Source organism: Rhodococcus sp. Q (assembly GCF_005503035.1).
Taxonomy (GTDB): Bacteria; Actinomycetota; Actinomycetes; order Mycobacteriales; family Mycobacteriaceae; genus Rhodococcus_G.
Window position 1 is genome coordinate 316,642 of sequence record NZ_SCOY01000001.1, and the last position, 24,828, is coordinate 341,469.

The 24,828-nt window shown below is 68.5% G+C and carries 24 protein-coding genes; 11 read left to right on the forward strand and 13 right to left on the reverse strand.

What is annotated here, in order from left to right; genetic code table 11:
• Positions 1-19: 19 nt before the first annotated feature.
• From FFS72_RS01545 to FFS72_RS01560, 4 genes are all read right to left on the reverse strand, one after another.
• Complete coding sequence (locus tag FFS72_RS01545) at positions 20-406, reverse strand: NADH-quinone oxidoreductase subunit A (RefSeq protein ID WP_137872276.1); 387 nt, start codon at positions 404-406, stop codon at positions 20-22.
• A 293-nt stretch (positions 407-699) separates the two neighbouring features.
• The gene (locus tag FFS72_RS01550) at positions 700-1,095 is read right to left on the reverse strand and encodes an Rv3143 family two-component system response regulator (RefSeq protein ID WP_171018507.1); all 396 of its coding nucleotides are present in this window, start codon (positions 1,093-1,095) and stop codon (positions 700-702) included.
• A gap of 70 nt (positions 1,096-1,165) precedes the next feature.
• Complete coding sequence (locus FFS72_RS01555) at positions 1,166-2,788, reverse strand: long-chain fatty acid--CoA ligase (RefSeq protein WP_137872277.1); 1,623 nt, start codon at positions 2,786-2,788, stop codon at positions 1,166-1,168.
• Between the two features lie 210 nt (positions 2,789-2,998).
• Entirely contained in the window at positions 2,999-3,661 is a 663-nt protein-coding gene (locus FFS72_RS01560; RefSeq protein ID WP_137872278.1) for a fasciclin domain-containing protein, read from the reverse strand.
• A 193-nt stretch (positions 3,662-3,854) separates the two neighbouring features.
• Here FFS72_RS01560 and FFS72_RS01565 point away from each other — a divergent pair, with 193 nt between their 5' ends.
• Positions 3,855-5,408, forward strand: coding sequence for a molybdopterin-dependent oxidoreductase (locus tag FFS72_RS01565; protein ID WP_137872279.1), 1,554 nt, complete (start codon positions 3,855-3,857; stop codon positions 5,406-5,408).
• A gap of 85 nt (positions 5,409-5,493) precedes the next feature.
• Here FFS72_RS01565 and FFS72_RS01570 read toward each other — a convergent pair whose 3' ends face one another.
• Positions 5,494-6,678, reverse strand: a complete 1,185-nt coding sequence (locus FFS72_RS01570; RefSeq protein WP_137872280.1) for a winged helix DNA-binding domain-containing protein — start codon at positions 6,676-6,678, stop codon at positions 5,494-5,496.
• A 163-nt stretch (positions 6,679-6,841) separates the two neighbouring features.
• On the opposite strand from FFS72_RS01570, the gene FFS72_RS01575 reads away from it, so the two are divergent.
• Positions 6,842-7,822 carry an ABC transporter substrate-binding protein gene (locus FFS72_RS01575; protein WP_137872281.1) on the forward strand — a complete coding sequence of 327 codons (981 nt, stop codon included), beginning with the start codon at positions 6,842-6,844 and terminating at the stop codon, positions 7,820-7,822.
• 8 nt (positions 7,823-7,830) lie between these two features.
• Positions 7,831-8,799 (forward strand): pyridoxamine 5'-phosphate oxidase family protein, encoded by a 969-nt coding sequence (locus FFS72_RS01580; protein ID WP_137872282.1) that lies wholly within the window; start codon positions 7,831-7,833, stop codon positions 8,797-8,799.
• 7 nt (positions 8,800-8,806) lie between these two features.
• Here FFS72_RS01580 and pepN read toward each other — a convergent pair whose 3' ends face one another.
• On the reverse strand, positions 8,807-11,296 hold the full coding sequence (gene pepN, locus FFS72_RS01585) for an aminopeptidase N (protein ID WP_137872283.1): 2,490 nt from the start codon (positions 11,294-11,296) through the stop codon (positions 8,807-8,809).
• Positions 11,297-11,390: 94 nt separating this feature from the next.
• On the opposite strand from pepN, the gene FFS72_RS26290 reads away from it, so the two are divergent.
• The gene (locus FFS72_RS26290) at positions 11,391-11,549 is read left to right on the forward strand and encodes a DUF8730 family Cys-rich protein (protein ID WP_171018508.1); all 159 of its coding nucleotides are present in this window, start codon (positions 11,391-11,393) and stop codon (positions 11,547-11,549) included.
• A 173-nt stretch (positions 11,550-11,722) separates the two neighbouring features.
• Here FFS72_RS26290 and FFS72_RS01590 read toward each other — a convergent pair whose 3' ends face one another.
• Complete coding sequence (locus FFS72_RS01590) at positions 11,723-12,298, reverse strand: dihydrofolate reductase family protein (RefSeq protein WP_137872284.1); 576 nt, start codon at positions 12,296-12,298, stop codon at positions 11,723-11,725.
• Between the two features lie 55 nt (positions 12,299-12,353).
• Positions 12,354-13,238, reverse strand: coding sequence for an SDR family NAD(P)-dependent oxidoreductase (locus FFS72_RS01595; RefSeq protein WP_137872285.1), 885 nt, complete (start codon positions 13,236-13,238; stop codon positions 12,354-12,356).
• Between the two features lie 113 nt (positions 13,239-13,351).
• Between FFS72_RS01595 and FFS72_RS01600 the strand changes: the two genes are divergently transcribed.
• From FFS72_RS01600 to FFS72_RS01620, 5 genes are all read left to right on the forward strand, one after another.
• Entirely contained in the window at positions 13,352-13,945 is a 594-nt protein-coding gene (locus FFS72_RS01600; protein ID WP_137872286.1) for a TetR/AcrR family transcriptional regulator, read from the forward strand.
• A gap of 118 nt (positions 13,946-14,063) precedes the next feature.
• Positions 14,064-14,843 carry an enoyl-CoA hydratase gene (locus FFS72_RS01605; RefSeq protein ID WP_137872287.1) on the forward strand — a complete coding sequence of 260 codons (780 nt, stop codon included), beginning with the start codon at positions 14,064-14,066 and terminating at the stop codon, positions 14,841-14,843.
• Positions 14,844-14,962: 119 nt separating this feature from the next.
• Positions 14,963-15,274, forward strand: a complete 312-nt coding sequence (mihF, locus tag FFS72_RS01610; protein ID WP_050064197.1) for an integration host factor, actinobacterial type — start codon at positions 14,963-14,965, stop codon at positions 15,272-15,274.
• A gap of 188 nt (positions 15,275-15,462) precedes the next feature.
• Positions 15,463-17,058: an FAD-dependent oxidoreductase gene (locus FFS72_RS01615; RefSeq protein WP_137872288.1), complete on the forward strand. Its 1,596-nt coding sequence runs from the start codon at positions 15,463-15,465 to the stop codon at positions 17,056-17,058.
• Entirely contained in the window at positions 17,055-17,408 is a 354-nt protein-coding gene (locus tag FFS72_RS01620; protein ID WP_137872289.1) for a 4Fe-4S dicluster domain-containing protein, read from the forward strand. Before FFS72_RS01615 ends, FFS72_RS01620 begins: the two co-directional genes overlap by 4 nt.
• Here FFS72_RS01620 and FFS72_RS01625 read toward each other — a convergent pair.
• Positions 17,398-18,216, reverse strand: a complete 819-nt coding sequence (locus FFS72_RS01625) for an acyl-CoA thioesterase (RefSeq protein WP_137872290.1) — start codon at positions 18,214-18,216, stop codon at positions 17,398-17,400. The genes FFS72_RS01620 and FFS72_RS01625 overlap by 11 nt on opposite strands.
• Positions 18,217-18,287: 71 nt before the next feature.
• Between FFS72_RS01625 and FFS72_RS01630 the strand changes: the two genes are divergently transcribed.
• Together FFS72_RS01630 and FFS72_RS01635 are read left to right on the forward strand one after the other, a co-directional pair.
• Positions 18,288-18,875 (forward strand): TetR/AcrR family transcriptional regulator, encoded by a 588-nt coding sequence (locus FFS72_RS01630; RefSeq protein WP_137872291.1) that lies wholly within the window; start codon positions 18,288-18,290, stop codon positions 18,873-18,875.
• Positions 18,876-18,931: 56 nt separating this feature from the next.
• On the forward strand, positions 18,932-19,522 hold the full coding sequence (locus FFS72_RS01635; RefSeq protein ID WP_137872292.1) for a DUF1707 SHOCT-like domain-containing protein: 591 nt from the start codon (positions 18,932-18,934) through the stop codon (positions 19,520-19,522).
• A 36-nt stretch (positions 19,523-19,558) separates the two neighbouring features.
• Here FFS72_RS01635 and FFS72_RS01640 read toward each other — a convergent pair whose 3' ends face one another.
• The 4 genes from FFS72_RS01640 to FFS72_RS01655 form a co-directional block, all read right to left on the reverse strand.
• Positions 19,559-20,686, reverse strand: coding sequence for an NDMA-dependent alcohol dehydrogenase (locus FFS72_RS01640; RefSeq protein ID WP_137872293.1), 1,128 nt, complete (start codon positions 20,684-20,686; stop codon positions 19,559-19,561).
• A 133-nt stretch (positions 20,687-20,819) separates the two neighbouring features.
• A complete protein-coding gene (locus FFS72_RS01645; protein ID WP_137872294.1) occupies positions 20,820-21,257 on the reverse strand; it encodes a cupredoxin domain-containing protein in 438 nt (145 codons plus the stop codon).
• A gap of 117 nt (positions 21,258-21,374) precedes the next feature.
• Positions 21,375-22,973 (reverse strand): FUSC family protein, encoded by a 1,599-nt coding sequence (locus FFS72_RS01650; protein WP_171018509.1) that lies wholly within the window; start codon positions 22,971-22,973, stop codon positions 21,375-21,377.
• Positions 22,974-23,119: 146 nt separating this feature from the next.
• Complete coding sequence (locus FFS72_RS01655) at positions 23,120-24,751, reverse strand: cutinase family protein (RefSeq protein ID WP_137872295.1); 1,632 nt, start codon at positions 24,749-24,751, stop codon at positions 23,120-23,122.
• Positions 24,752-24,828 lie beyond the last annotated feature (77 nt).

Genomic DNA, 24,828 nt, shown 5'->3' on the forward strand with positions numbered 1-24,828 from the left:
ACTGATTCGATGCTCGGGTTCAGTCCCAGGTGAGACCGCCCCGGCGCCACTCGTAGGCGTACGCGACCGACACGTTGAAGATGAACAGCGCCATCGCGGCGAGGCCGAAGGCACCGAGCGCGTCGAAGTGGACCGCCCACGGGTACAGGAAGACGATCTCGATGTCGAAGATGATGAACAGCATCGCCGTCAGGTAGTACTTCACCGGGATGCGCTGCCCACTCGCGCCACCGATCCCGCTGCCGTGCCGGTCCGGTTGTGACGTCGGCTCGATACCGCACTCGTACGCCTGTAGCTTCGCGCGGTTGAGGCGGCGCGGCCCGACGACGGATGCCACCAGAACGGAGAACACCGCGAACACGACCGCGATCGCCCCGAGCACGAGGATCGGAATGTAGACGTTCACCGCTCTCCCCTCCGGACGGGAGGGTGCACCGGGCTGCGAGCGAACCGGCAGCAGCGAGGCACCGGTCGGCGTCCCGCCGACCCTGCCGTCCGTCCTGCTCGATCCGCCTCATGACCTGCTCCCTGGTCCGACGCATGCACTGAGCTGTCCTGCAACCGCGGGAGCGGAAATGATCGGCAGACCTGCTCCGGGCACGTCCGCTCCTGGAGCCGAACATACCCCCGGCCAGGCACGCGTGTGAGCCACGACACTCCCGGGTCGGGTCGTGGTTGGAGACGTGCTGGAGAGAAGGGTCAGCCGCGCGCCGCGCGCAGCAGCGCCACGACTTCCTGGGTGAGCTGAATCGGGTCGATCGGATGCGGAACGGCGGCGGACGCCCGCGACCACTTCGCGAGCCAGGCGTCATCCGCGCGGCCGGTCAGGACGATGATCGGCGGGCAGTCGTCGATCTCGTCGGTGAGCTGCTTCGCGAGCCCCATCCCTCCGACGGGCGTCGACTCGCCGTCGAGGACGGCGAGATCGACATCACCGTCGTCGAGATGCCGGATCACGACGGGGGCGGTCGCGACCTCGATGCACTCGATCTCGAGGTCGGGGTGGGGCCGGGTGCCGAGTGCCGAGACGACCTTCCTGCGCGTGAGGGCGTCGTCGCTGTAGACGAGGACACGCAAGGCCGGATGATCGCTCACGGCGGGGATGCTACCGCCCGACGCCTGCCGCACCCGGTGAGGCGCGACAGGCGTCGAGAGGTAGACGTGCCTAGATCCGGGTGATGTCGAGTCCGCCGTCCTGGTACTGCGTGCGGAGCCGCTTCTTGTCGAACTTGCCGACGCTGGTCTTCGGGACCTCGCTGATCACGGTCCAGTTCTCGGGCAACTGCCACTTGGCGACCTTGTCGGACAGGAACTCCCGCAGCGAGTCGACGGTGGCATCGGTTCCCTCGCGCAGCACGACGGCGACGAGGGGACGCTCGTCCCAGCGCTCGTCCGGAACGCCGATGACGGCAGCTTCGAGGACGTCGGGGTGACCCATGACAGCGTTCTCCAGATCGACCGAGGAGATCCATTCGCCGCCGGACTTGATGATGTCCTTGGTGCGGTCGGTCAGCGTGAGGTAGCCGTCGGGCGAGATGGATCCGACGTCGCCGGTGCGCAGCCACCCGTTGTCGAACTTGTCGGCGGCGTCGACACCGTAGTAGGAGCCGGTGATCCAGGGGCCCCGGACCTCGAGTTCACCGATGCTGGTGCCGTCGTTGGGGACGACCTCGCCCGCGTCGTCGACGAGACGCGCCTGCACGGACGCCGGGAATCGTCCCTGCGTGTAGCGGTAGCGCCACTGGTCATCGCCCTCGACACCGGCCGGCGGACGGGCAACGGAGCCGAGCGGGGACGTCTCCGTCATGCCCCACGCGTGCAGGACCTGGACGGCGTGCTCGTTCGCGAAGGTGTGCATCAGCGACGGCGGCACCGCGGAGCCACCGATGAGGACCTCCTTCATGAAGGAGATGTCCTGCGGGTGCTGCTCGAGGTACTGGTGCAGGCCGAGCCAGATCGTCGGCACGGCGGCCGCGAAGGTCGGGCGCTCGGCGGCGATCAGCTCGGCGAGCGGTGCCGGCTGCAGGAACCGGTCCGGCATGATCAGCGACGCGCCGATCATGAACGCCGCGTACGGCAGTCCCCACGACATGGCGTGGAACTGCGGCACCACGGCGAGGGCGCGGTCGCCCTGCTTGAGCGCAGGCCCGTCCGTCATGCAGACCTGCATGGAGTGCATGTAGATCGAACGATGCGAGTAGACAACACCTTTCGGGTCACCGGTGGTGCCTGAGGTGTAGCACATCGCGGCGGCAGACCGCTCGTCCACCTCGGGCCAGTCGAACTCGGTGGGCTGCTCCGCGATGAGGCCCTCGTAGGTGTGCACCTGCACGCCCTCGGGCACCTCGAGTCCGGCGGTCGAGTCTCCGGTCACGATCACGTGCTTGACGGTGGTCAGCTGCGGCAACTGCGGCGCCAGCAGCGGGATGAGCGTCGGGTCGACGATGATCACGTGGTCCTCGGCGTGGTTGGCCACATGGACCAACTGCTCCGGGAACAGGCGGATGTTGAGGGTGTGCAGCACGGCGCCCATCGACGGCACCGCCAGGTATGCCTCGAGGTGCTCGGCGTTGTTCCACATGAAGGTGGCGACGCGCTCGTCTCCTGTGACCCCGAGTCCGCGCAGCGCATGCGCCAAGGCCGCGCACCGCCTGCCGACCTCGGCGTAGCTGCGCCGCCGCGGTCCGGCATCGGTCCAGGTCACGACCTCCGCGCCGCCGTGAACAGTGCTGCCATGCTGCAGCAACTGGGCGATGGACAGGGGCGCGTCTTGCATGGTGCTGAACATGAATTGCTCCTCAACTTCCGGCGGTCGGGCACCATTGTGACCCACGGCACAGGAAATCGGGGAGGCGGGGCTCTTTAGCCATGCGTAGCGACGAACCCGGGAGGCCGTGTCGGGGTACGGGCCTCCCGGGTCGCCACCCCGCCGGCGGCGGACTCGGCAGTGCGAGGGCGCCTCGAGACCGTCGGCGACGGAGAACTGGAGTTACCGGTCCTATTGGGCGGGCGGCATCAGAACACCGTCGATGAGATAGACCGTCGCGTTGGCGGTGTTCACGCCGCCGCAGATGACGGAAGCGTCGTCCACCTTCAGGTCGTCACCGGACCCGGTGACCGTCAACGTCGCGCCCTGGGCGGTGGTGTGGGTGCCGTCGACCTCCGACGGGCTGAGCCGACCCGGCACCACGTGGTAGGTGAGGATCGACGTCAGAGTGGCCGAGTCCGTCTTCAACGACTCGACGGTCGCGGGGTCGATCTTCGCGAAAGCATCGTCGACCGGGGCGAAGACGGTGAACTCGCCTCCATTGAGGGTGTCGACCAGATTCACATCGGGGTTCAGCTGCCCCGACACGGCCTGGGTGAGGGTGGTCAGCATCGGATTGTTGGATGCGGCGACGGCGACGGGCTCGTCCGCCATTCCTTCCACCGATCCGGCGCCGGTCGGGACCTGCTCGGCGTATGCGGCGCAACCCGGTCCCACCAGATCGGATGCCGGGTCGGCCATGCCCGAGGTCATCGCCCCCGTGGACGGCATCGACGTCGTTGCCTGCGGCGTCGTGGAATCGGACGTGTCGTCTCCGTCCGAGGAACACGCGGACAGTCCGAGGAACGCCACGGCGGCGAGGCTCACGGCTGCTGCGGTGCGATTCGTCTTCATCTTCGGTTCCACCTTCTCGGTTCTCGAGTTCGGGTCCGACCTGTGGCCGGCTACCGGATGTCACCAGTGCTTCGGAGCCGCCGACGGCACGGATGGGTGCGAATACGGAGTAGTTTTCGACCCATCCGATCCGCGCGTCGCATCGAACCCCCACCGTTCGACAACGCGCAGTCGACGGGAAAGGCGTGAGGGCATGGCCGAGCACGACGAGAAAGCCCGCTGGGCACTCCCTGCTCGCGCGCTGTCAGGAGTTCTCGCCGCGGCCGTGACGCTCGGGGTCGGCGAGCTGGTCGCGGCGGTGATCGACACATCCGCATCACCTTTCTTCGCAGTGGGCTCCACGACGGTCGACCGGAGTCCTTCGTGGGCGAGGGAATTCGCGATCGACACCTTCGGAACCAACGACAAGCCCGCACTGTTCGCAGGCATGAGCATCCTGATCGTGGTGCTCTCCGCGATCGCGGGTCTGGTCGAGCGGACGCACCGCCCCTACGGAAGCGCGATCCTGCTGGCACTCGGTGTCGTCGGGGTGTACGCGGCCACCAGCCGTCCCGGAGCGAGCGCCGCGTACGCCGTCCCCACGATCGTCGGTGTCGCCTCGGGAATCATGGTTCTGCGGGTGCTGACCAGGCGGTTTCGGGCCGTCGACGATCCGGAATCGGCGGGCGAAGGCATGTCCCGCCGACGATTCCTCGTTCTCGCGGGCACCGCCGCCGCGGTCGCGGTGGCGGCGGGAGCAGCAGGCAGGCACCTCGCCGAGACGGTCGCGGACGCGGTGCGGAATCGGATGGGATTCGTCCTGCCCACCGTCGCCGCCACCGACCGCGCACCCACCATCCCGCCCGGTGCCGACGTCGAAGTGGCAGGCGCGACTACGTTCGTCACTCCCAACGACGTCTTCTACCGCATCGACACAGCGCTGCAGGTGCCGAAGCTCACCACCGACGAATGGAGCCTGCGGATCCACGGCATGGTCGACCGTGAGATCACCGTCCGCTGGGACGATCTCGTCGCCCGCACACCGATCGAGCGGGCCGTCACGTTGACGTGCGTCTCCAACGAGGTCGGCGGCGACCTGGCGGGCAATGCCACCTGGATCGGCTACCCGATGAGGGATCTCCTGGACGAGGTCGGGGTGTCCGCCGACGCGGACATGCTGCTGTCCACCAGTTCCGACGGGTTCACCTCGGGCACCCCGCTTGCCGCGCTACTCGACGGCAGGGACGCGATCCTCGCGGTGACGATGAACGGGGAGCCGTTGCCGTTCGAGCACGGCTACCCCGTCCGGCAGGTGGTCCCCGGCCTGTACGGCTACGTATCCGCCACCAAGTGGGTGGTCGACTGGGAAGTCACTCGTTTCGACCGCGCACAGGCGTACTGGACGCGGCGCGGATGGGCGGAGCAGGCGCCGATCAAGACTGCGTCCCGCATCGACGTTCCCGCGTCGTTCGCGCGGGTCGACGCCGGACCCGTCACCGTCGCGGGCACGGCCTGGGCGCAGCATCGCGGCATCTCCCGCGTCGAGGTCCGGGTCGACGACGGAGGTTGGCAGCCCGCGACCCTCGCGCCCGAGTACTCGATCGACACGTGGCGGCAGTGGACGTTTCGGTGGCAGGCGACGCCGGGAGACCACACCCTGCACGTCCGGGCCACCGATATGGACGGCGCGGTCCAGACCGAGCAGCGTGCGGCGCCGGTACCCGACGGGGCGACGGGGTGGCACTCCCGGTCGGTCACGGTCGTGTGAGCCGCGGCGGGATCGAGTATCCACTCGCTGTGCTGCACAGCCGGTTTCACACACCGAGGCCGGATGGTGGGACGTCGGTTCCGCGTCAGGAATGCTGCTTGGATATCGGCGACGGGAACCGGAGCATGACCCGTTCCCCGCCGAGCCAGTCGTTCAGCGCGTCCGCCTCCGCGTCGAGCGCGCGCCGCACGTCGGATCCGACGTCCTCCAGCAGGTGCATCACCACCTGACCGGTGTCGTCCTGCCACCAGCCACCGACGATCCGGCCGTCGCTCCAGAGCGTCGGGCCCGCGTTACCCGCGGTGTCGAAGAGCGGCGCCCGGTGCGGGCCGAGATACCAGTCGCGGTCCTTCCAGCCCATCGTGGTCGGGTCGAGGGCGGGCAGCAGCGCCACCCACGGTTCGGTCGACGCGACGGGCTCGACGTCGTCGGCCATCAGATATCCGGTCGCACCATCCAGGTCGACCTCGACGACATCCAACGCGGACAGCGCTTTTCGCACCAGGGTGAGTGTCGAACCGAGCCACCACTTGAGATCGTTCTCGGTGCCGGGTCCGAAGGAGCGCAGCCACTGCTCCACCAGCCAGATGACACCGTCCACCTCCGGCAGCGGGTCGATCACAGCACCGAGCCACGACTCCGTTGTCGCCCAACGGTTTCGCGACACCTTCCAGGATCCGTCGTTGGTGGCGCGCACGACGCGACCTTCGGCGGACAGCACCGTCAGCACCCGCGGGCCGATCGACACCTGCCCACCCCAGCTCTTGCCCTCGCCGTAGCTCATCGAGCCCTGCAGCACCGGGAGCGCGTCACGCAACGCGGTGTACGACGTCGGATCACCCCCGTCGAGGGCGGCCAGCACGGCGTCGCCCGCCTCGTCGAGCCAGCGCGCGCCGTCGGTGAACAGCCCGGCTTTCTCCACCTCGACGACCAGACGTTTGCGTTCCCGCTCGGCCACGCGCGCGCTGCCACCCGCCTGGGCGAACGGCATCGCCTCGCGGGGGAACACGAACAGGGTTCGGCGCATCGACAGGTGCTTGACCAGCGAGCGGTCCTCGTACAGTGCGCGATCGAGATCGGCGATCGTCATACCGGGCACCCGAGCCCGCGCGGACATGTACACCGTCGACGGATCGGTCGCGTGCAGGCAGACGAGCCCGCGGGCAGCGTCTGTCACCGTCTCGGCCTGCGCACCCGGTGCGAGGTGATGGTTGCGCGCGAGGCGGGCACGGCGTTCGGTGACGTCGACACGTCTGACGGGGTTCGGCACGGCCCCATTGTGGACCGCGCCGCCGACATCGGCCCGAGGGATCCACCAAACGCATCATCGCCGCCCCGAAGCGGGCCGACCCCGATGTCATTCCCACAACCGCAAAATCAGGCTTGTTAGGTTAGGGTCACTTTAGTTTCCGTCCGAGAAAGGTCTCCGAACAGTGCGATCTCCCCGTTGGGCGTCCGTCCTCACCTCCGCCATCGCCCTCGTGGGTGTCGCGACGCTGACCGCATGCAGCAGCGCCGACACCGCCGACAGCGCATCCGGCAGCTCGGACGGCTCCTTCCCTGTCACCGTGGACCACAAATTCGGATCGACGACGATCGAGGCCCGCCCGGAGCGCATCGTCACCGTCGGATTCAACGACCTCGACTTCGTGCTCGCGCTGGGCGAGACACCCGTCGGGACGCGCGCGTTCACCGGCTACGACTACCGGCAGCGCCCGTGGGCGCAGGGGTACGCGACCGACATCCCCGAGGTCGGCGGGATGGAACTCGACTTCGAGAAGATCGCGCAGGCCGACCCGGACCTGCTCGTCGGCACCTACTCCGTCCTCGAGGAATCGGATTACGAGTCGCTCTCCGGGCTGGCACCGACCGTCGCCGACCTCGCCGGCGACAACCCCACCTGGGAGGACCAGCTCGAGACGATCGGCACCGCCATCGGCAAGCAGGAGAAGGCGGCGGAGGTCCGCGACTCGGTGCGCGCGGAGTTCGAGGCCGCCATCGCCGCGAACCCCCAGTTCGCCGGCCGCACCGCCGCGGTGGCGATGAAGATGGCCGACGGCTTCTACATCTTCGAACAGCAGGACCCCCGCGGTGCCTTCTTCACCGAACTCGGATTCGTCGCTCCCGCCCAGACCGGTTCCGTCACCGCCGAGCGGTACGACCTGCTGAACCAGCAGAACCTGATCGTCGTCGGCGCGACGAAGGAGGATCTGCTGGCCGATCCGCTGTTCGCGCAGCTGCCGGTGGTCAAGGAGGACCGCACCGTCTATCTCGGCGAGTTCGACACCGACGTGCCTGCCGCACTGGGCTTCTCGAGCCCGCTGAGCCAGCCGTACCTGCTCGACGCGACGCTGCCCGCACTGACCGCCGCCACCGACGACGCCCCGGCGACGGTCGTCCCCGCGGTCGGCTGAGGCCCACGGTGGACGACCAGTCGGTCCCGACTCCCCTCACCACCGTCGCCGAGCTCGAACGGATCCTCGGTGAGCGGCCCCCGGTCACGCTGCTGAAGGCGATCCCGTTCCTCGACGACCACTGCGAGTCCTTCTTCGCGCGTTCGCCGTTCGCGGTGCTCGGCGTGCACGGCGACGGCGGCGTACAGCACAGCCTCGTCGTCGGCGGCACTCCCGGCGTCGTGGCGATCGCGGACCGCAACACGCTCCGCGTCGAGTCGCTCGCGCTGCCCGACGATCTGGGCGACGGCGGCCCTGCGGGCCTGGTTGCGCTGGTCCCGGGCTACGGGGAGACGATGCGCGTCAACGGCCGGCTGTACCGCGACGGATCAGCGACGCTCCTTCGGGTCGAGGAGGCGTACCTGCACTGCGCCCGGTGCGTGACCCGCTCGGGCCTGTGGGATGACGTCGTGGTCCCCGACGCATCCGTCCCGGCGGCGTCCGACACCGACCTCGACCATCCCGCGGTGCGTGAGTTCCTCACGCTGTCCAGGTTTCTCACCGTTACCAGCACCGACACGGACGGCGGCACCGACGTCAGCCCGAAGGGCGACGAGGCCGGGTTCGCCGTGCCGCTCGGCCCCCTGGCCCTCGCGTTCCCGGACCGCCCAGGAAATCGGCGCACCGACACCCTGCGAAACCTGTTGCAGCACCCCGAGGTGTCGCTTCTGGCGCTGGTCGCGGGCGACGACCGGGTCCTGCACATCCGGGGCCGCGCGTCGATCACCGACGACCCCGACCTGCGGGCACGGCTCGCCGCCGGGCTCGCGGAGCCGAAACTGGCTGTCGTCGTCGAGGTCGACCGCGTGGACCTGACGCGCGACCCCGGCCTGGCCGCGGCCCGGTTGTGGAATCCCGAGGTGCGTGGCGGTCAGTCGGATCTGCCTGCGGCAGGTCAGATCTGGACCGACCACCTCGCCCTCGACAACGTAGGCTGAGCAGCCGTCACTTGGCGCGGGAACGCACCCGCAGGTCCCGCGCCAAGTGGTCGCGCTGTTCGACGACGAGCCTGCGCAGTGCCGCGGGGGCGTCCTCGTTGGCGGTGAGCCACTTGTCGACGGCCTCGGTGGAGTCCTTCGCGGGGAACAGTCCGACAACGAGACGACGGGCGATCTCGATGCTGCGCTGTGACCAGAGACCGGTCAGGGCCGCGAAGTACGAGGAGTCGTAGCGGGCGATCAGATCACGCCGATCGCCTGCGCGGAAACCGCCGATGGTGGCGTCGAGGTGGTCGTTGGTCAGGGAGGTGTCGGTGAGCGCCGATTCCCAGGCCTGCGCCTTGACCTCCGTGTCCGGGCGGGCCGCGAGCGCGCGCAGGTGCGCGGTGCGCCCGGACGCGGTGTCGTCGCGGGTGAGCTCGGCGTCGAGGTCGGCGGGGTCGGCATACCCGGTCGCGGCGAGCGCCGTCCACAGCAGCCAGCGCAGGTCGGGGTCGAGGGACAATCCGTCCGGCGCCGGGGTGGCGCCGTCGAGGAGAGCACGGATGTCGGCGGCGCGACGCTCGTCGAGGGTCGCGGCGGACGCTGTCGCCCGCGCCCACACCAGCTGCGAGCCCGAACCGGGTTCCGCTGCCCACAGTGTGGCCCAGCAGGTTTCGAGCCACTCACCGCGCCACCGGTCCCGATCACCGTTGCGCAGGTAGTGACCGATCGCGAAGGCCGCATTCGTCGTGGCCGCCGTCAGCAGGGCCGTGTTGGGTTCGGTGGGCGCGAACCGGCGCGCCACCTCCAGGTAGCGGCGCGGGTCGAGTTCGCCGTCACGCGTCGCGTTCCACAGCGCCGACCACACCAAACCGCGGGCCAGCGGGTCGACGATCCGGTCCAGCGACGCTTCGACCGTCCGGACCGAGAACCCTCCGAGCCGCACCTTCGCGTAGGTGAGGTCTCCGTCGTTGAGGAGCACCAGCGGGGTCTCCGTGAGTTCGACGGGTGTGCGCCGACCCGTGATGTCGACGCTGAGACGATCGGTGAGCACCAGCGAACCGGACTCGTCGAAGTCGTAGAGCCCGATGCCGAGGGTGTGCGGCCGGGGGTCGGTCTGGACCACCTCGAATCGCTTGCCGCGACGTTCGAGCGTCAGTGTCGACATGCCGGTGGTCTGCAGCCACGCCTGCGCCCAGGCGTCGAGGTCACGCCCCGATGTCGCGGACAGTTCGCTCAGCAGATCGGCGAGAGTGGTGTTGCCGTAGGCGTGTTCGCGGAAATAGCGGCGGGCTCCCTCGAAGAAGGCGTCCCGGCCCACGTACGCGACGAGCTGCTTGAGCACGCTCGCGCCCTTGGCGTAGGTGATGCCGTCGAAGTTCAGTTTCGCGGCTTCGAGGTCGACGATGTCCGCGACGATCGGATGCGTCGTCGGCAACTGGTCCTGCGAGTACGCCCACGCCTTGCGTCGGTTCGCGAACGCCACCCAGGCGTCCGTCCACTCGGTGGCCTCGGCGCTGGCGAGGGCGCCCATGTAGTCGGCGAACGACTCCTTGAGCCACAGGTCGTCCCACCACTGCATCGTCACGAGGTCGCCGAACCACATGTGTGCCATCTCGTGCAGGATCGTGTTGGCACGCCCCTCGTACTGGGCGTCGGTGGCAGCACCGCGGAACACGTACGCCTCGGTGAAGGTGACGCAGCCGGGGTTCTCCATCGCGCCGAGGTTGTACTCGGGGACGAACACCTGGTCGTATTTGCCCCAGGGGTAGGGGAATTGGAAGTTGTCTGCGAAGAAGTCCAGTCCCTGACGCGTCACCTGGAGGATGGTGTCGGCGTCGAGGTACTGCGCGAGCGACCCGCGGCACAGCACACCGAGCGGGACGGTGAGATCGTCGCGACTCCACGCCGAGTCGACGCGATGGTAGGGGCCGGCGACGATTGCGGTGATGTAGGTGGAGATCGGCAGCGTCGCCGCGAACTCGACCACCTGACGGTCGTCCTGCTCGTCGCGGGTGGCGGCCGACTGGTTCGACACCACTTCCCACCCCGCGGGCGCGGTGACGACGAACGTGAAGGGCGCCTTCATGTTCGGCTGCTCGAAACACGCGAAGACTCGGCGGGCGTCGGACGGCTCGTACTGCGTGTACAGGTAGGTCTGCTCGTCGACCGGGTCGAGGAAGCGGTGCAGGCCCTCGCCCGAACGGCTGTAGAGCCCGGTGGCGCGGACGACGACCGTATTGGATGCGGCGAGGCCGCGCAGGGTGATGCGGGCGCCGTCATACGGGGCGTCGACCGGTTCGCCGTTCACGGTGACCGACTCGACGGATGCGCCGAGGAAGTCCAGCCACGTCGAGGGGGCGGACGCATCGAACTCCACGGTGGTGGTCGTGGAGAACCCGGGCTGGGAGTGGTCGGGCGCGGACGTCAGATCGAGTTCGACGCGGTAGGAGCGGACGGTGACGGACGCGGCGCGTGCTGCGGTCTCGTCACGGGTCAGATTCGCGGTGCTCACCTCGTCGATCCTGCCAGTCGCGCAGGCACCCGGCAGCGACGTGGATACCCCAGGGGGTATTATTGGTCGCTATTGACCTCGAAAGGACACTGCAATGTGCCAGCCCACCCCCTGCTCCCGCTGCGGCAAGACCACATGGACCGGCTGCGGCAACCACGTCGACGACGTGATGCGGCACGTCCCCGCCGACAAGCGCTGCACCTGCGAACGACCCCCGTCTGGTGGCTTTCTCCGCAGCCTGTTCGGCCGCTGAGACTCCCCATTTGGGTCATGGCGGCGCGACGCCAGGTGAACCGTCCAGGTCGTACGACGGGCCCCGCCCAGGCAGCACCGCGAAAGATCGAACGCGCCTGATCTGCCGCGGCGCTGCCGACCCCCACGCCCGTTCCACGAGGGCCGAGTCGGTGTGGTTGGCGTTCGATCTACTCAGCGCACGACGTCGTAGACGAGCTTGGCCACTCCGTTGGTGTAGGTCGCCGAATCGCGCAGGCGCAGCTGTTGCTTGTCCCGGTCGGTCCGGCTGAACAGGCTCTTGCCCTCACCGAGCAGCACCGGGAACACCAGCAGGTTGTACCGGTCGATCAGATCGGCGTCCGCCAGACTCCGGGCCAGTTCGGCGCTGCCGTGGATGAAGATGGCGCCACCCTCGGTCTGCTTCAGGGCGGCGATGTCGTCGACGGACCGCAGGATCGTGATCGGACCCCAGCCCTCGATCACGGCGTCGTCGGTGAGGCTGGTCGACACCACGTACTTCGGGAGATCCTTGTATGCGGCGTGATCGGCGGAGTCACGCCAGATCGGGGCGAACGCCTCGTAGCTGCGCCGGCCGAACATCAGCGCGGTCGTGTCCGCGAGTTCTTCACCCTTCAGCGAGAAGGCCTCGGGTACGAACTCGGTGTCCATGACCCAACCTCCGCTGCGGTGCCCCTCCTCCTTGCCGCCCGGTGAGTCCACGACTCCATCCAGGGACATGAAGCCGGTGTAGACGAGTTCACGTGTCAAGATTCCTCCTGAGATCCGAAAGCGAGACCGCTCGTGATTGTCCGGTACCGACCGCCTATGAGTCGGCCGATCCGGCGGGCCAGGTGAACTCGGGGTCGCTGACGTAGTCCTGACGGCGGGCTTCGAGGGCCATCGCGACCATCTGGTGCGCGCCCGGACCGATGATTCTGCGCAGCGGTGGGTTCGGGTCGTTCACCAGCTGCAGTAGACCGGCGGCGGCGACTTCCGGTGCGGGTTCCGCCCATTCGTTCTCGGCGACCCGCTCCGTGGGCTCGGTCGAGGTTTCGGTCGACGGCGCGACCGACATGTCCGGGTAGTCCCGCATGCCGAGAACTGCCTCGCGGACGGGCGAGTACGCCGAGATGCCCTCGGCGAATTTCATGCTCGACTTTGCCCAGTCGGTGTCGAATCCGCCCATCTGGGCGAGGGTGACCTTGATTCCGAACGGACGCACTTCGTCGGCGAGCGAGGCACTGAAGCCCTCCATCGCCCATTTGCTCGCGTTGTACATGCCGAACAGAGGCAGGGAGCCGACCGCACCGACCGTCGAGATCTGCACGATGTGACCGGAACCCTGCGCCCGCAGGTGCGGAAGCGCGGCTTGCGAGACCCACAGGACGCCATAGAAATTGGTGTCCATCTGATCGCGGATCCGATCTTCGGTCAGCTCCTCGAGCGCGCCGACAAGGCCATAGCCCGCATTGTTGACGAGCACGTCGATGCGGCCGGTGACCTCGAAGGCCTTGTCGACCGTGGCGAACACGCGATCGCGGTCGCGCACGTCCAGTGGCAGCACCGTGAGTCGCTCGTCGGCGAGATCGGACATGGCGTGCGGGTCGCGGGCGGTCGCGACGACGATGTCGCCGGCGGCCAGGGCCGCCACGGTGAACGCGCGGCCCAGCCCGCGATTGGCGCCGGTGACGAACCAGGTTCTCGGCATACACGCTCCTCCAGTTCTGGAACGAGACGTTGCGTCTCGTTTATGGTCGAAACCATGCACCACCTCGACGACATTGTCAATACGAGACGTTTCGTCTTGTTAAGATCTCGGTCATGGCCTCCCAATCCCCCACGCACACACGCCGCCGCGAGCGCTCACGCGTCGCCATCCTCGACGCCACCCGCGACCTGCTCGGCGAGGTTCCCTACGCGAAATTGACCATCGAATCCATCGCCGCCCGCGCCGGCGTCGGCAAGCAGACCATCTACCGGTGGTGGGAATCCAAAGGCGCCGTCGTCCTCGACGTGTTGCTGGCGGCCGGCGAGAGCGCCGAAGGAACCGGGATCGAACTGCCGGACTCCGGCGACCTGGCCACGGACCTGAGAGTGGTGTTGCGGGCCACCACAGCCGAATTCGCCGACCCGTCGTTCAGCGCCCCGATCCGCGCCTTGATGATCGAGATCATCGCGGACCCCGCCTTGGCCGCGCTCTATCGGGAGAAGCTGCAGCAGCCCACACATCACGCGATACGCACCCGACTGCGCAGCGCCCAGGACGCCGGTCAACTGCGCCCCGACGCCGACCTGGACCTCGTCATCGACATGCTCTACGCCCCCCTGACCCAACGCTGGCTGCTCCACACGTCCGCCCTCGACGACGCCTTCGCGGACGCCCTCGTCGACGGCGTGCTGCGCGGATTCGCCTGATACCGACGCGATCCGCGTGGCTGGGCACCGCTGACCCCTCCCCCCGTTCAGGGGCATCGCACGCCGCGCCCGCGTCGTACTGTCGAGATTGACCATCGACGCGTGAAGAGGTGTGCCCGTGAACGACGACATCCGGACCGAGATCGACGCCGATACCGGCATCGGGACCATCACCCTGAACCGCCCGAAACAGCGAAACCCCCTGTCCAGCAGCGTGATGCGGCAGGTGACGGACGCGCTCGCGGTGCTGTCGATGAATCCGGCGGTGCGCGCGATGGTGATCGCAGCGGAGGGCCCGGCGTTCTCGGCGGGGCACGACCTGTCCGAGATGGTGGACCGCACCCTCGACGACGAGCGGGCCATCTTCGACACCTGCGTCGAGATGATGGACGCCGTACAGCGGATCCCGCAACCGGTGATCGCGGCGGTGCAGGGTCCGGCGATCGCGGCCGGCTGCCAGCTCGCCGCATCCTGCGACCTCGTCGTCGCGTCCGAGAACGCGGTGTTCGGGACGCCGGGCGTGCGGATCGGTCTCTTCTGTTCGACACCGATGGTGGCGCTGAGCCGTGCCGTCGGACGGAAGCGGGCCATGCAGATGCTGCTTACCGGCGACACGATCGACGCCCACACCGCCGCGGACTGGGGTCTGGTTAACCTCGTCGTCGCGCCAGACGACCTGAATGCCCAGGTCGAAGCATTGGCCGCGCGGATCACCTCGGCGAGCCCCCTGACCCTGCAGATCGGCAAGCAGGCGTTCTACCGGCAGATCGACCTGCCACAGGACCAGGCGTACACCGCCATGGCCGAAACGATGGCCACCAACGCCGTGACCTGCGACGCGCAGGAGGGCATGACGGCGTTCCTCGAGAAGCGTCCGCCCGTGTGGCGCGGCGCGTAGAGCTTGACGACACGCGGGGCGGGGGTACCGTGATTCCCGGTCGCGACCGCTCTAGCCTGGGGTTCTCACCCGGGATCACCCTGGGGCACCTCCCAGGGAACCGCGAGAAAGGCACACTCATGGCATTGCCCACCTTGACCCCCGAACAGCGCGCCGCCGCCCTCGAGAAGGCGGCCGCGTCCCGGAAGGCCCGGGCCGAACTGCGAGAGGAGCTGAAGTCCGGAAAGGTGACGCTTGTCGAGGTTCTCGACAAGGCCCAGACCGACGAGCTCGTCGGCAAGACGAAGGTGCTCTACCTGCTCGAGTCCCTGCCGAAGGTCGGCAAGGTGAAGGCCCGTGACATCGCGGAGTCCGTCGGGATCGCCGAGACGCGTCGCGTCGCCGGTCTCGGCGCCCGTCAGCGCGCCGATCTGCTGGCCAAGCTGGCCTGATTCGTCCCGCGTGTGAGCCCGGTGTCGCCCCGCGACGCCGGGCTCACGCGCGTTCGGGGCCCTGTGACACTCCCGTCGCTGCACCCGTCAGGCGCCCTCGATTCACGCTGATTCCAACCGGCGATTTTCGGCTCCGACTACGGAAGCGTGTCCTGTGACCGGGTAGTCCGTCGACAGGAGCGTGGCACATGGGTGCACGGATCGAGCTGAACACCGACGTCCTCGTCATCGGGGGCGGGCCCGCCGGAACGTGGGCGGCGCTGCGGGCCGCGAGGGCGGGCGCGGACGTGGTTCTGGTCGACAAGGGCTACTGCGGCACCAGCGGTTCGACGGCTCCCGCAGGCACCGGGGTCTGGTACGTCGCCCCCGAACGGGACGCGAGGGAGCGGGCGAAGGCCGACCGCGAAGCACTCGGCGGACATCTCGCGGACCATCACTGGATGGACCGGGTCCTGGACCAGACGTTCGAGAACATGAACCTCCTCGGAGAGGAGGGCCGTTACCCGTTCCCCATCGATCCCGATACCGGGCAGCAGATCCGCACGGGCCTACAGGGGCCGGAGTACATGCGCCGGATGCGTTCCTGGATCAGGGGCGCAGGCGTTCGGATTCTCGACCACTCCCCCGCACTGGAACTGCTCGTCGACGTCGACGGCCAGGTGCGCGGCGCCGCCGGGCACCAGCGCCAGGAGGACCGCGACTACCTGGTGAGCGCGGGCGCTGTCGTCATCGCGAGCGGTGGCTGCGCGTTCCTGTCCGGTGCGCTCGGCACCAACGTCGACACCGGTGACGGCGCCCTGATGGCCGCGGAGGCGGGTGCCGCGTTCTCCGGCATGGAGTTCTCCAACGCCTACGGCATCGCGCCGCTCGGCTCGACGATCACGAAGACCGCCTACTACGGCTATGCGACGTTCTTCCACGCAGACGGTCGCGTCGTCGACGGCGCCGGCTCGGCGAAGGGTCGGTCGCTGATCGCGCAGACCCTGCTGTCCGAACCGGTGTACGCGCAGCTCGATCGGGCCGATGTCGAGACACAACGCCTGATGCGACTCGGGCAGCCGAACTTCTTCCTGCACTTCGATCGTCGTGGCATCAACCCGTTCACGGACCGGTTCGAGGTGACACTCCTCGCGGAGGGCACCGTCCGCGGCACCGGCGGCATCGACGTCGTGGACGACACGTGTGCGACGAACGTCCCCGGCCTGTTCGCCGCGGGTGACGCCGCCACCCGCGAACGTATCTGCGGTGGGTTCACCGGCGGCGGCAGCCACAATGCGGCGTGGGCGATGTCGTCGGGGAGCTGGGCGGGAACGGGTGCCGCGCAGTTCGCGCGCCGTGCCGGGCGCGTCCCGGCGGGCGAGCTGCGCGGGGTCGGAGGCGCCGGACTGCGCCCGTCCGGACGGGCAACTCTGGATGCTCCTGCCGTGGTGGCGGCCGCGAAGCAGGAGCTGGTTCCGTACGAGAAGAACTTCCTTCGCGACGGACCGCGGGTGCAGTCGGCGCTCGACGAACTCGAATCACTGTGGACCGCAGTATCGTTCGGTCTCGGAGGCGCGAGCGGGGAAGGCCGGATCCGATCTCGTCAGGCTGCCGCGATCACCGCGGTGGGCCGGTGGATGTACCACTCGACGTTGGCGCGCACCGAAAGTCGCGGCATGAGCAAGCGCGACGACCACCCGGACCTCGATCCGGCGCAGCACCACCACATCCTCACCGGGGGTCTCGACAACGTGTGGACGCGGCCCGCCCCGCTGCGCTCGGCTGCACTGCAGGCGGCGTCGTGATCGAGAAGCTGATCGCGGACGCCTGCATCGGCTGCGACAAGTGCGTCGACGCGTGCCCGACCAACGTGTTCGACCGCACCGACTCCGGGATTCCGGTGATCGCCCGACAGTCGGACTGCCAGACCTGCTTCATGTGCGAGGCGTACTGCCCCACCGATGCGCTGTACGTGCATCCGCTGTCCGAACCGCTGTCGGCGACGGACGCCGTCCCCGACGACCAGGTGGGGCGCTACCGCGCCGACATCGGCTGGGGTCGCGGCCGGGTGTCGGGCGCGAAAGTGGCGGTGGGGCCGCACATCCCGCACGGAACTCTGCCCCCGCGACTGGCTCCCGACCTGCTCAGACCTTGAAGTACATCACCTGGTGGCTGGTGGCGAGCAGGGTGCCGTCGCGGCCCCACAGTTCCGCGGACTGGTCGAAGTAGCTCCGGCCGAAGTGCTGGGCGCGGGCCGTGGCCAGAACGGCGTCGTCACCCTGCTCGGCCAGCGCGTCGGCGTCGACGTGGAAGTAGATGGTGAGCGAGACGGTGCCCGCCGGGCACATCTGCCCCCGGCGCAGGAAGACACGCGGGTAGAAGGAGTCGCACAGCGCGGTCAGCGACGAAAAGTCCAGTGCCCGAGCAGGATTGTCGCGAATCCACAGCGTCGTCGTCGAATCGTCGGACTCGCCGTCGATGTCGGTCATGCCGCCGTCGACGAACCGCAGGTCGTAGTTGCCCATCCAGCGGATGAACTCGGGACCCGGAGTGGGGGCGACCGCCTCGGCGGGCGGCGCGACCGGCGGGCTCACCTCGGTGGACGACCAGGTTTCGCGGCGGAGCGCGAACACGGCCGTCGCGGTGGTCGCGACGACCCCGTCCTGCGTCATCTCGATCGTCCAGTGCTGCGTCGAGTTGTTGGTGCGCGTCGGGCGCGCGTCGATCGTGAACGGCCCGTCGGCGACGGGGCCCGCGAAGTTGACCGTCAACGAGACCGGATCACCGAGCCGTTCCGGGTGGCGCAGAGCCGCAGTGAGCATGGTCGAAGCGGTGATGCCACCGAACGGGCCGACCATGTTGGCGTAGGCCTCGGTGGTGCGACCGGTGAGGGTTCCGTCGCCGAGAGGCTCGAGTTCGAGTGCGACGTCGAGCGGGTGCGCGGATGTGGCGGTGCGGGTCACGGCAAACTCCTGGCGATCGGCAGCTATGTATGACACTCTACATAGAACACCAGTATGCAGAAAGGGCGAGCATGGCACGGCGGCAGGACTCCACCCCCGGACCACGGGCGGCGATGATCGACGGCGCCATCTCCCTGATGCGCGAGCGCGGAGTCGCGGCGACGTCCTTCGCCGACGTCCTTGCCCGCAGCGGCGCCCCCCGCGGATCCATCTACCACCACTTTCCCGGCGGCAAGACCCAGCTCGTCGAGGAGGCCACCGTCTCGGCGTCGAAGTGGGTCGGCACCGGCATCGAACGCATCCTCGACACCTCGGACACGGTCGGTGCGCTGCGTGCCCTCGTCGATATCTGGCGCACCGGCCTCGAGGAGAGCCGCTACGAACAGGGCTGCCCGATCGCGGCCGCGGCACTCGGCACCGAACGCGGCGCACGCGTCATCGCCGGAGCGTCCTTCGACTCCTGGTGCACCCTTCTCACCACGAAACTCACGGGCGAGGGCGTACCCGACGAGCGCGCAGGCTCGATCGCGACCCTGATCGTGTCCGCGCTCGAAGGCGCACTGATTCTCGCTCAGGCGCAAGAGAGTTCCGCGCCGCTCGACGCCGTCGTCGACGAGCTCGAAGTGCTGTGCCGCTCGGCGGTGTCCTCGGTGCGCTAGAACCGCGCGGCACCTAGAATCGGCACCCTGTGACTACATGACGGGGAGCTGATCCGATGCCCGGCCAGGGTGACCACAACGACCTGCTGCTCAGCGACGACGAGCGACTGCACGCACTGAACGTTCTCGGCGACCACTTCGCCGCGGGCAGGCTGGACAGTGCCGAGTTCTACGAGCGGTCCGGCACGGTCGCGGCGGCACGGACGCTCGGCGCGATCCGCGAACCCTTCCTGGGGCTGCCCGGTGGGCTTCCCCTCGAACAGGTCGACGGCTACGTGCGGAAGGTGTCGGACGGTGCCGCACCGGCGGTGCGCGACGGCAACACCGTCGCCTCGCCCATCACACCCGAGGCGGAACTGCTGTCCCTGCGCTCCCGCGGCAACCTGGTCGAATCGATCGACTGGCTCATCGTCGGCGTCACCCTGGTGACGTTCCTGGTGCTGCAGCTCGTCGTCGACTGGGACTACGCGTGGATCGTGTGGCCGTCGCTGGTCGTCACCCTCAGCGTCCCGCGAATGATCCTCAAGTACAGCGACGACGACGAGAAGACCTACGAGCGACTCAAGAAGTCGGACGAGAAGGCGCGCCGCGAGCGGCTCGAGCAGGCCGCACAGCGGATTCGCGAACTGGAGAACCGCAACGACTGACCCGGCGCCGGGGTGGGCCCGGCGCCGGGGTGCAGATCAGCGGTCGGCGTCGGTGTAGCGGATGACGCCGCGAATATTGCGTCCCTCCAACATGTCCCGGTAGCCGTCGTTGATCTGTTCGAGGCGGTACTGCCGGGTGACCATGTCGTCGAGGTTGAGTTTGCCGACCTTGTACATCGACAGCAGCTGCGGGATGTCGTAGTGCGGGTTCGCGCCGCCGAAGATGCTGCCCTGCAGGTTCTTCTGGAGCAGGGTGAGCATCGACAGGTTCAGCGTCACCTGGTTGTCCATGAGGCTGCCCATCGCGGTGAGCACGACGGTGCCCGCCTTGGAGGTGATGCCCATCCACAGGTCGACGTCCTCGCCGTGCACCTCGCCGACGGTCACGATGGTCTTCTTCGACATGCCACCCGCGGTGATCTCGGCGATGGCCCCGGCTGCTTCCTCGACACTCGCGAACGCATGGGTGGCACCGAATTTCAGCGCCTGCTCCCGCTTCCACTCGACGGGGTCGATGGCGAAGATGTAGCGCGCACCGGAGTTGACGGCGCCCTGCAGCGCCGAGATTCCGACACCGCCGAGGCCGACGATGGTGGCGTCCTCGCCCGGCTTGATCTGCGCGGTGTGCGTTGCGGACCCGTAGCCGGTCGTGACGCCGCAGCCGACCAGGCAGGCGACCTCGAACGGGATCGACTTGTCGATCTTCACCACGGAACTCTTGTGGACGACCATGTAGGGCGAGAACGTGCCGAGCAGCGTCATCGGGTAGACGTTCTGCCCGCCCGCCTGGATGCGGAACGAACCGTCGCTGACCGATGCGCCACCGAGCAGGTGGGCGCCCAGGTCGCAGAGGTTGCGCAGGCCGGCCTGACAGGACGGACACTTGCCGCACGACGGGATGAAGGACATGACGACGTGGTCGCCGACCTCGATGTCCTCGACCCCGGGACCGACCTCGGTGACGATGCCCGCGCCCTCATGGCCACCGAGGACGGGGAATCCGGCCATCGGGATGCCGCCGGTGACCAGATGGTGGTCGGAATGGCACATGCCCGACGCTTCCATCTGGACCTTGACCTCGTCTTTTCGCGGGTCACCGATCTCGATCTCCTCGATGGACCACGGCTGATTGAACTCCCAGATCAACGCGCCTTTGGTTTTCACCGCACACCTGTCTCTCGTCGTCCCGTCACTTGTGCGGGAAAGCCTAGACACGCATACAGACGGGTGTCCAGGCATTGCGGGAAAGTGCGTGAGTTGAGCGGACTCCACCGGCGCGGCGGCGAGACGTGCGCGCCTATTCGACGGTCAGCACCCCGGTCATCTCGGGGTGGTACACGCAGTGGAACGAGTACGTGCCGGGCTCGTCGGGCACGGTGACGGTTCCGGTGGCGCCCGCCTCGATGTCCACGTCGAACAGGTCCTCGCTGTCCGCTGTGACGGAGTGTTCGGCCGAGTCCTCGTTGACGACGGTCAGCGTCTCGCCCGGCGACACGCTGCCCGGGAGCCCGAACGCGAAGTTCCGGATGGTGATCGTCGTCGCCGGATCGGCCGACGCGCCCGGCGTCGGGGTGGACTCGTCGGTGGTCGCGTGCATGTCGTGCTCGGTCATCGGCGCTTCGGGCTCCGACGGTGTCTGTGAATCGTCGGACGAACTACAGGCCGTCATCAGCGCGAGCGCGAGGGCTGCGGCCCCCAGACCGGCACCGACGCGTCGCTTCTTCGACACGATCATGGCGTCTCCCGACATCGACTGCCGTCCACGTAACCACGACCGCGGCCGGGAAACCATCACCAACGGGTATCAGTCGGTGCCGACGGCGTTGGATCAGTCGGTACCGACGGCGTTGGATCAGTCGGTACCGACGGGGGTGGCGAGCAGCCGGTAGCCCTTCTCGTGCAGCGCGCGATGCTCGGTCCACCGGTCGGCGGTCCACCGGGGTTCGGTGTGTGCGGCACCGATCGCGGCTGCAGTGGAGGCGTGCAGATCGAATGCGAGGTCACGCCGCAGCAGGCGCCGCTCGCGATCCCCGGTTTCCGTGGACAGGTTCGCGACGGTGGCCGCAACCCGCTCGTCGGCGGCGACGAGGATCCGGCGGTGAGAACGAGGAAGCACCCACCACATCACCACGAGCGCGACGCCGACCCCGATGACCGTCTCGATCATCCGGTCCCGGATCGCGGGGCCGAGTTCACCCGGCAGGCCCGTGCTGCCGAGGATCATCGCGAGTGGGGTGATCGCGGCCATCGCGATCCCGTAGTGCCGCACCAGGAACGCTTCGATCGCGGCCATCAGCACGGCGAGAACCAGCACCAGCAGCAGACCCCGGAGCTCGAGGAACGACAGGGCGAAGAGCAGCACGAGACCGATGACGGTCCCGACGAACCGATGGACGGCGCGGTGCGTGCCCACCACCCGGTCGGGTCCCTGGTGCAGGATCATCGCGCTGGTGATGACCGCCCAGTCGGGGCGGCCCGTGTCTAACACCAGGGCCAGCACGCCTGCGGCCGGGCAGGCGACGAGCAGCCGCACCAGGATCGTGGTGGTGCGTCCGTGCGGGTGCCAGGCCCGCGCGAGCAGATGACGCACCGGCGGACGAGGCAGTGGCACCTGAGCGTGCAGATCGTCCTCGAGGGACGCGGCGGCGTGCGGGACGCCGTGGAGTGCCGCCGCGCACCGCAGATGTGCGGCGTACAGCATCTGCGCCAAGGCGTGCGGCGGCCCAACCGCGACCGGCTTGACCAACCCGGCGTCGTGCAGGCACTGCCATGCGCCGTGCAGGGACCGAACGGCATCCCGGCGCCGGTTCGGGGTGTTCTCCGCGAGCATCGCCTCGACGTCGCGGACCGCGGACCCGACCGCGGCACGTTCAGGGGTGCGCGGCCGGAACGGGAATCCCGACATGGCTACCACGAGTGCCGACGCGGCCCCGAGGGCCGTCCATCCGAGCACCGACGCCACCGGGACGCCTGCGGCAGGCAGGGTGGAGGCGATCACGACGCACAGCAGTGGCAGGAAAGCTCCGGGTGGTCCGGTGCGCAGGGCATCGACGACGTAGGCACCGACAGCGACGACGACCGTCATCACCCCGACCATCAGCAACCACCAACTCGGCGATGCCTCGCGGGCATGCACGAGACCGCCCACCGCGGCACCGATGCCGGCGAGAAGGACGAGAGCGACCCCGACCAGGGCGACGATCCGCCACCGCACCCGATACGGGCGGCCTTCGCCGTAGACGACGGCGAATGCGCCCAGTGTGGCGACGGCGCTGACCGAGCCCGAACCGAAGGCGAGTCCGCCCAGTCCCGGCAGGGCGACGGTGGCCGCGGCGCGTGCGACTCCGGGCCACTTCCTGCCCTGGCTGGGCGCCGACAGCAGAGCCGACCATGCCGACGCCGGAACCGGGATCGGCAGGGTCTCGACTCCATTGGTTCCGCGCTCCGGCACGAGTGCCGACGCTAACGAAACAGCCGACAGTCGACCGCATCCAGAGCGGCCGCTGAGGGCAAGCTCACGAACGAACCGGACATAGCACCCATACCGGCGGTGTCGCCGGTATGGGTGCCGCGCTCATCCGGGATACGAGACCAACGTCAGGGCACCGGCGTCGGGGTGACCGACGTTGTGGTCGACGCCGTTCCCGTCGCGGTGGCGGGCGACTCCGCGGTTGCGGGCAACTCCGCGGTGGTCACCGGCGCGGTGACCGTCTCGGTAGGCACCGGCACCGTCGGCGTAACTGCCGCAGGCGACAACGGCTCGGTGGACGACGGCACCGGCACCGTCGTGGACGGGGCACTCGACACCGCGGCCGCCGCCTTCGCTCCGCTGGTGGTCGTCACCGATGTGGCGCCGGCCTTCGTCGTCGTGGTGGGAGGCGCCGTGGTCGTGGTGGTGGGCAGCGGCTTGCCTGCACGCGCATCCTCGGCCAGCTGGGTAAGCCACGCCGCCGCGTACTCCGCCGAGGACAACGGCTTGCCATCCGCCGTGTCACGCCAGTAGTCGAAGTGGTGTCCGACGTCGGGTCCGAGTGTCAGCTGGTAGGGATCGCTCATCACGACCGGGATGGTGTTCTGGTTCGTCACGATGAGGTTGACGACCTCCTTGAACAGCTTCTCCGGGAGGTAAGCCAGCGGGGACATCTGCTTGGCGTCGATGGTGTCGGCGACCGGCTTCACGGGCAGCGCCCCGTCCGGCTCGGTCGGCTTGTACGCCGGGTCCGACACCGTCAGCAGCACGTCGAGGAACGTCTGGTCACTCTGCATCCAGTTCGGCTGCGACGAGATGACCGCGAAGGCGTCGTACGCGACCTTCCCGATGACGGTCGCGACTCCGATCCCGTTCTCCGGCGTGAGGCCGCCCTTCTCGAGCGAGTCGATGTCGAGTTGGCGGCCGACGTTCACGGCCAGCTGCAGCAGGGAGATGTTCTCCGGTATCGCGCAGGTCAGGTCGCCGTCGGAGCAGAACGCGGCGACCTTGCCCCCGAGAGCGCCGAAGTCGGAGCCTCCGGTGCCGGTGACGGCGCCCGCGCCGCCGGCGGTGTTCTCACCCTTCTGGTAGGCGGTGCCGAAGCCGTCGGGGTTGGTGTACGGGTTCTTCGCGCCGGGGAACGGACCCTGCTCGAACGAGCGTCCGGCGTCGGCGAAGATGACCACTCCGACGACATTCGTGGGGTCGACGATGTCATACCCTTCGGCGCCGTCCTGGTGACCGATGTTCATCGCGACGCGGCGCGCGACGTCGGCGCCCTCGCTGTAGCCGACGACCGAGAATCGAGTGTTCGGGCACGACTGGCGGATCTCGCGCATCACCGTCTGGGTGTTCTCGACGCCCTGCGCGACCGCTTCCTCGTAGCTGTCCATGTTCGCGGGGTACGCAACGTAGAGGTTGGCGTACGAGCCCGGCTTCAGCTTGTTCACCGAGGCAGCCGCGTTGGAAACCGGATCGACCCAGTGGCTGCTGTAGTCGTCCGACAGCGCCGCGGGCAGCGGGTTGCCCTTGTCGTCGACCAGGCGCGGCACGGTGTCGGGCGGGGTGTCGTTGCGACCGGCGATCGACACGGTGACCATGTCGTGGCACTCGGTCGTCGACGCCGTCAGCTCGGTCTCGATGGATGTCGGTGACTCGAACGCAAGCCACGCAGTGCCTGCCGCTGCCACCCCCAACGCCAGCGGAGCGGCTACCGCCGCAACGATCCGATGTCGCGCGAAGAACCCGCGTAGTGCCATGTCGTTCCCCTCCGTGTATGCCGGACGACGAGCGGACGAACACATTCCCCGAACTCACGTCACGTCACGGGGCATGT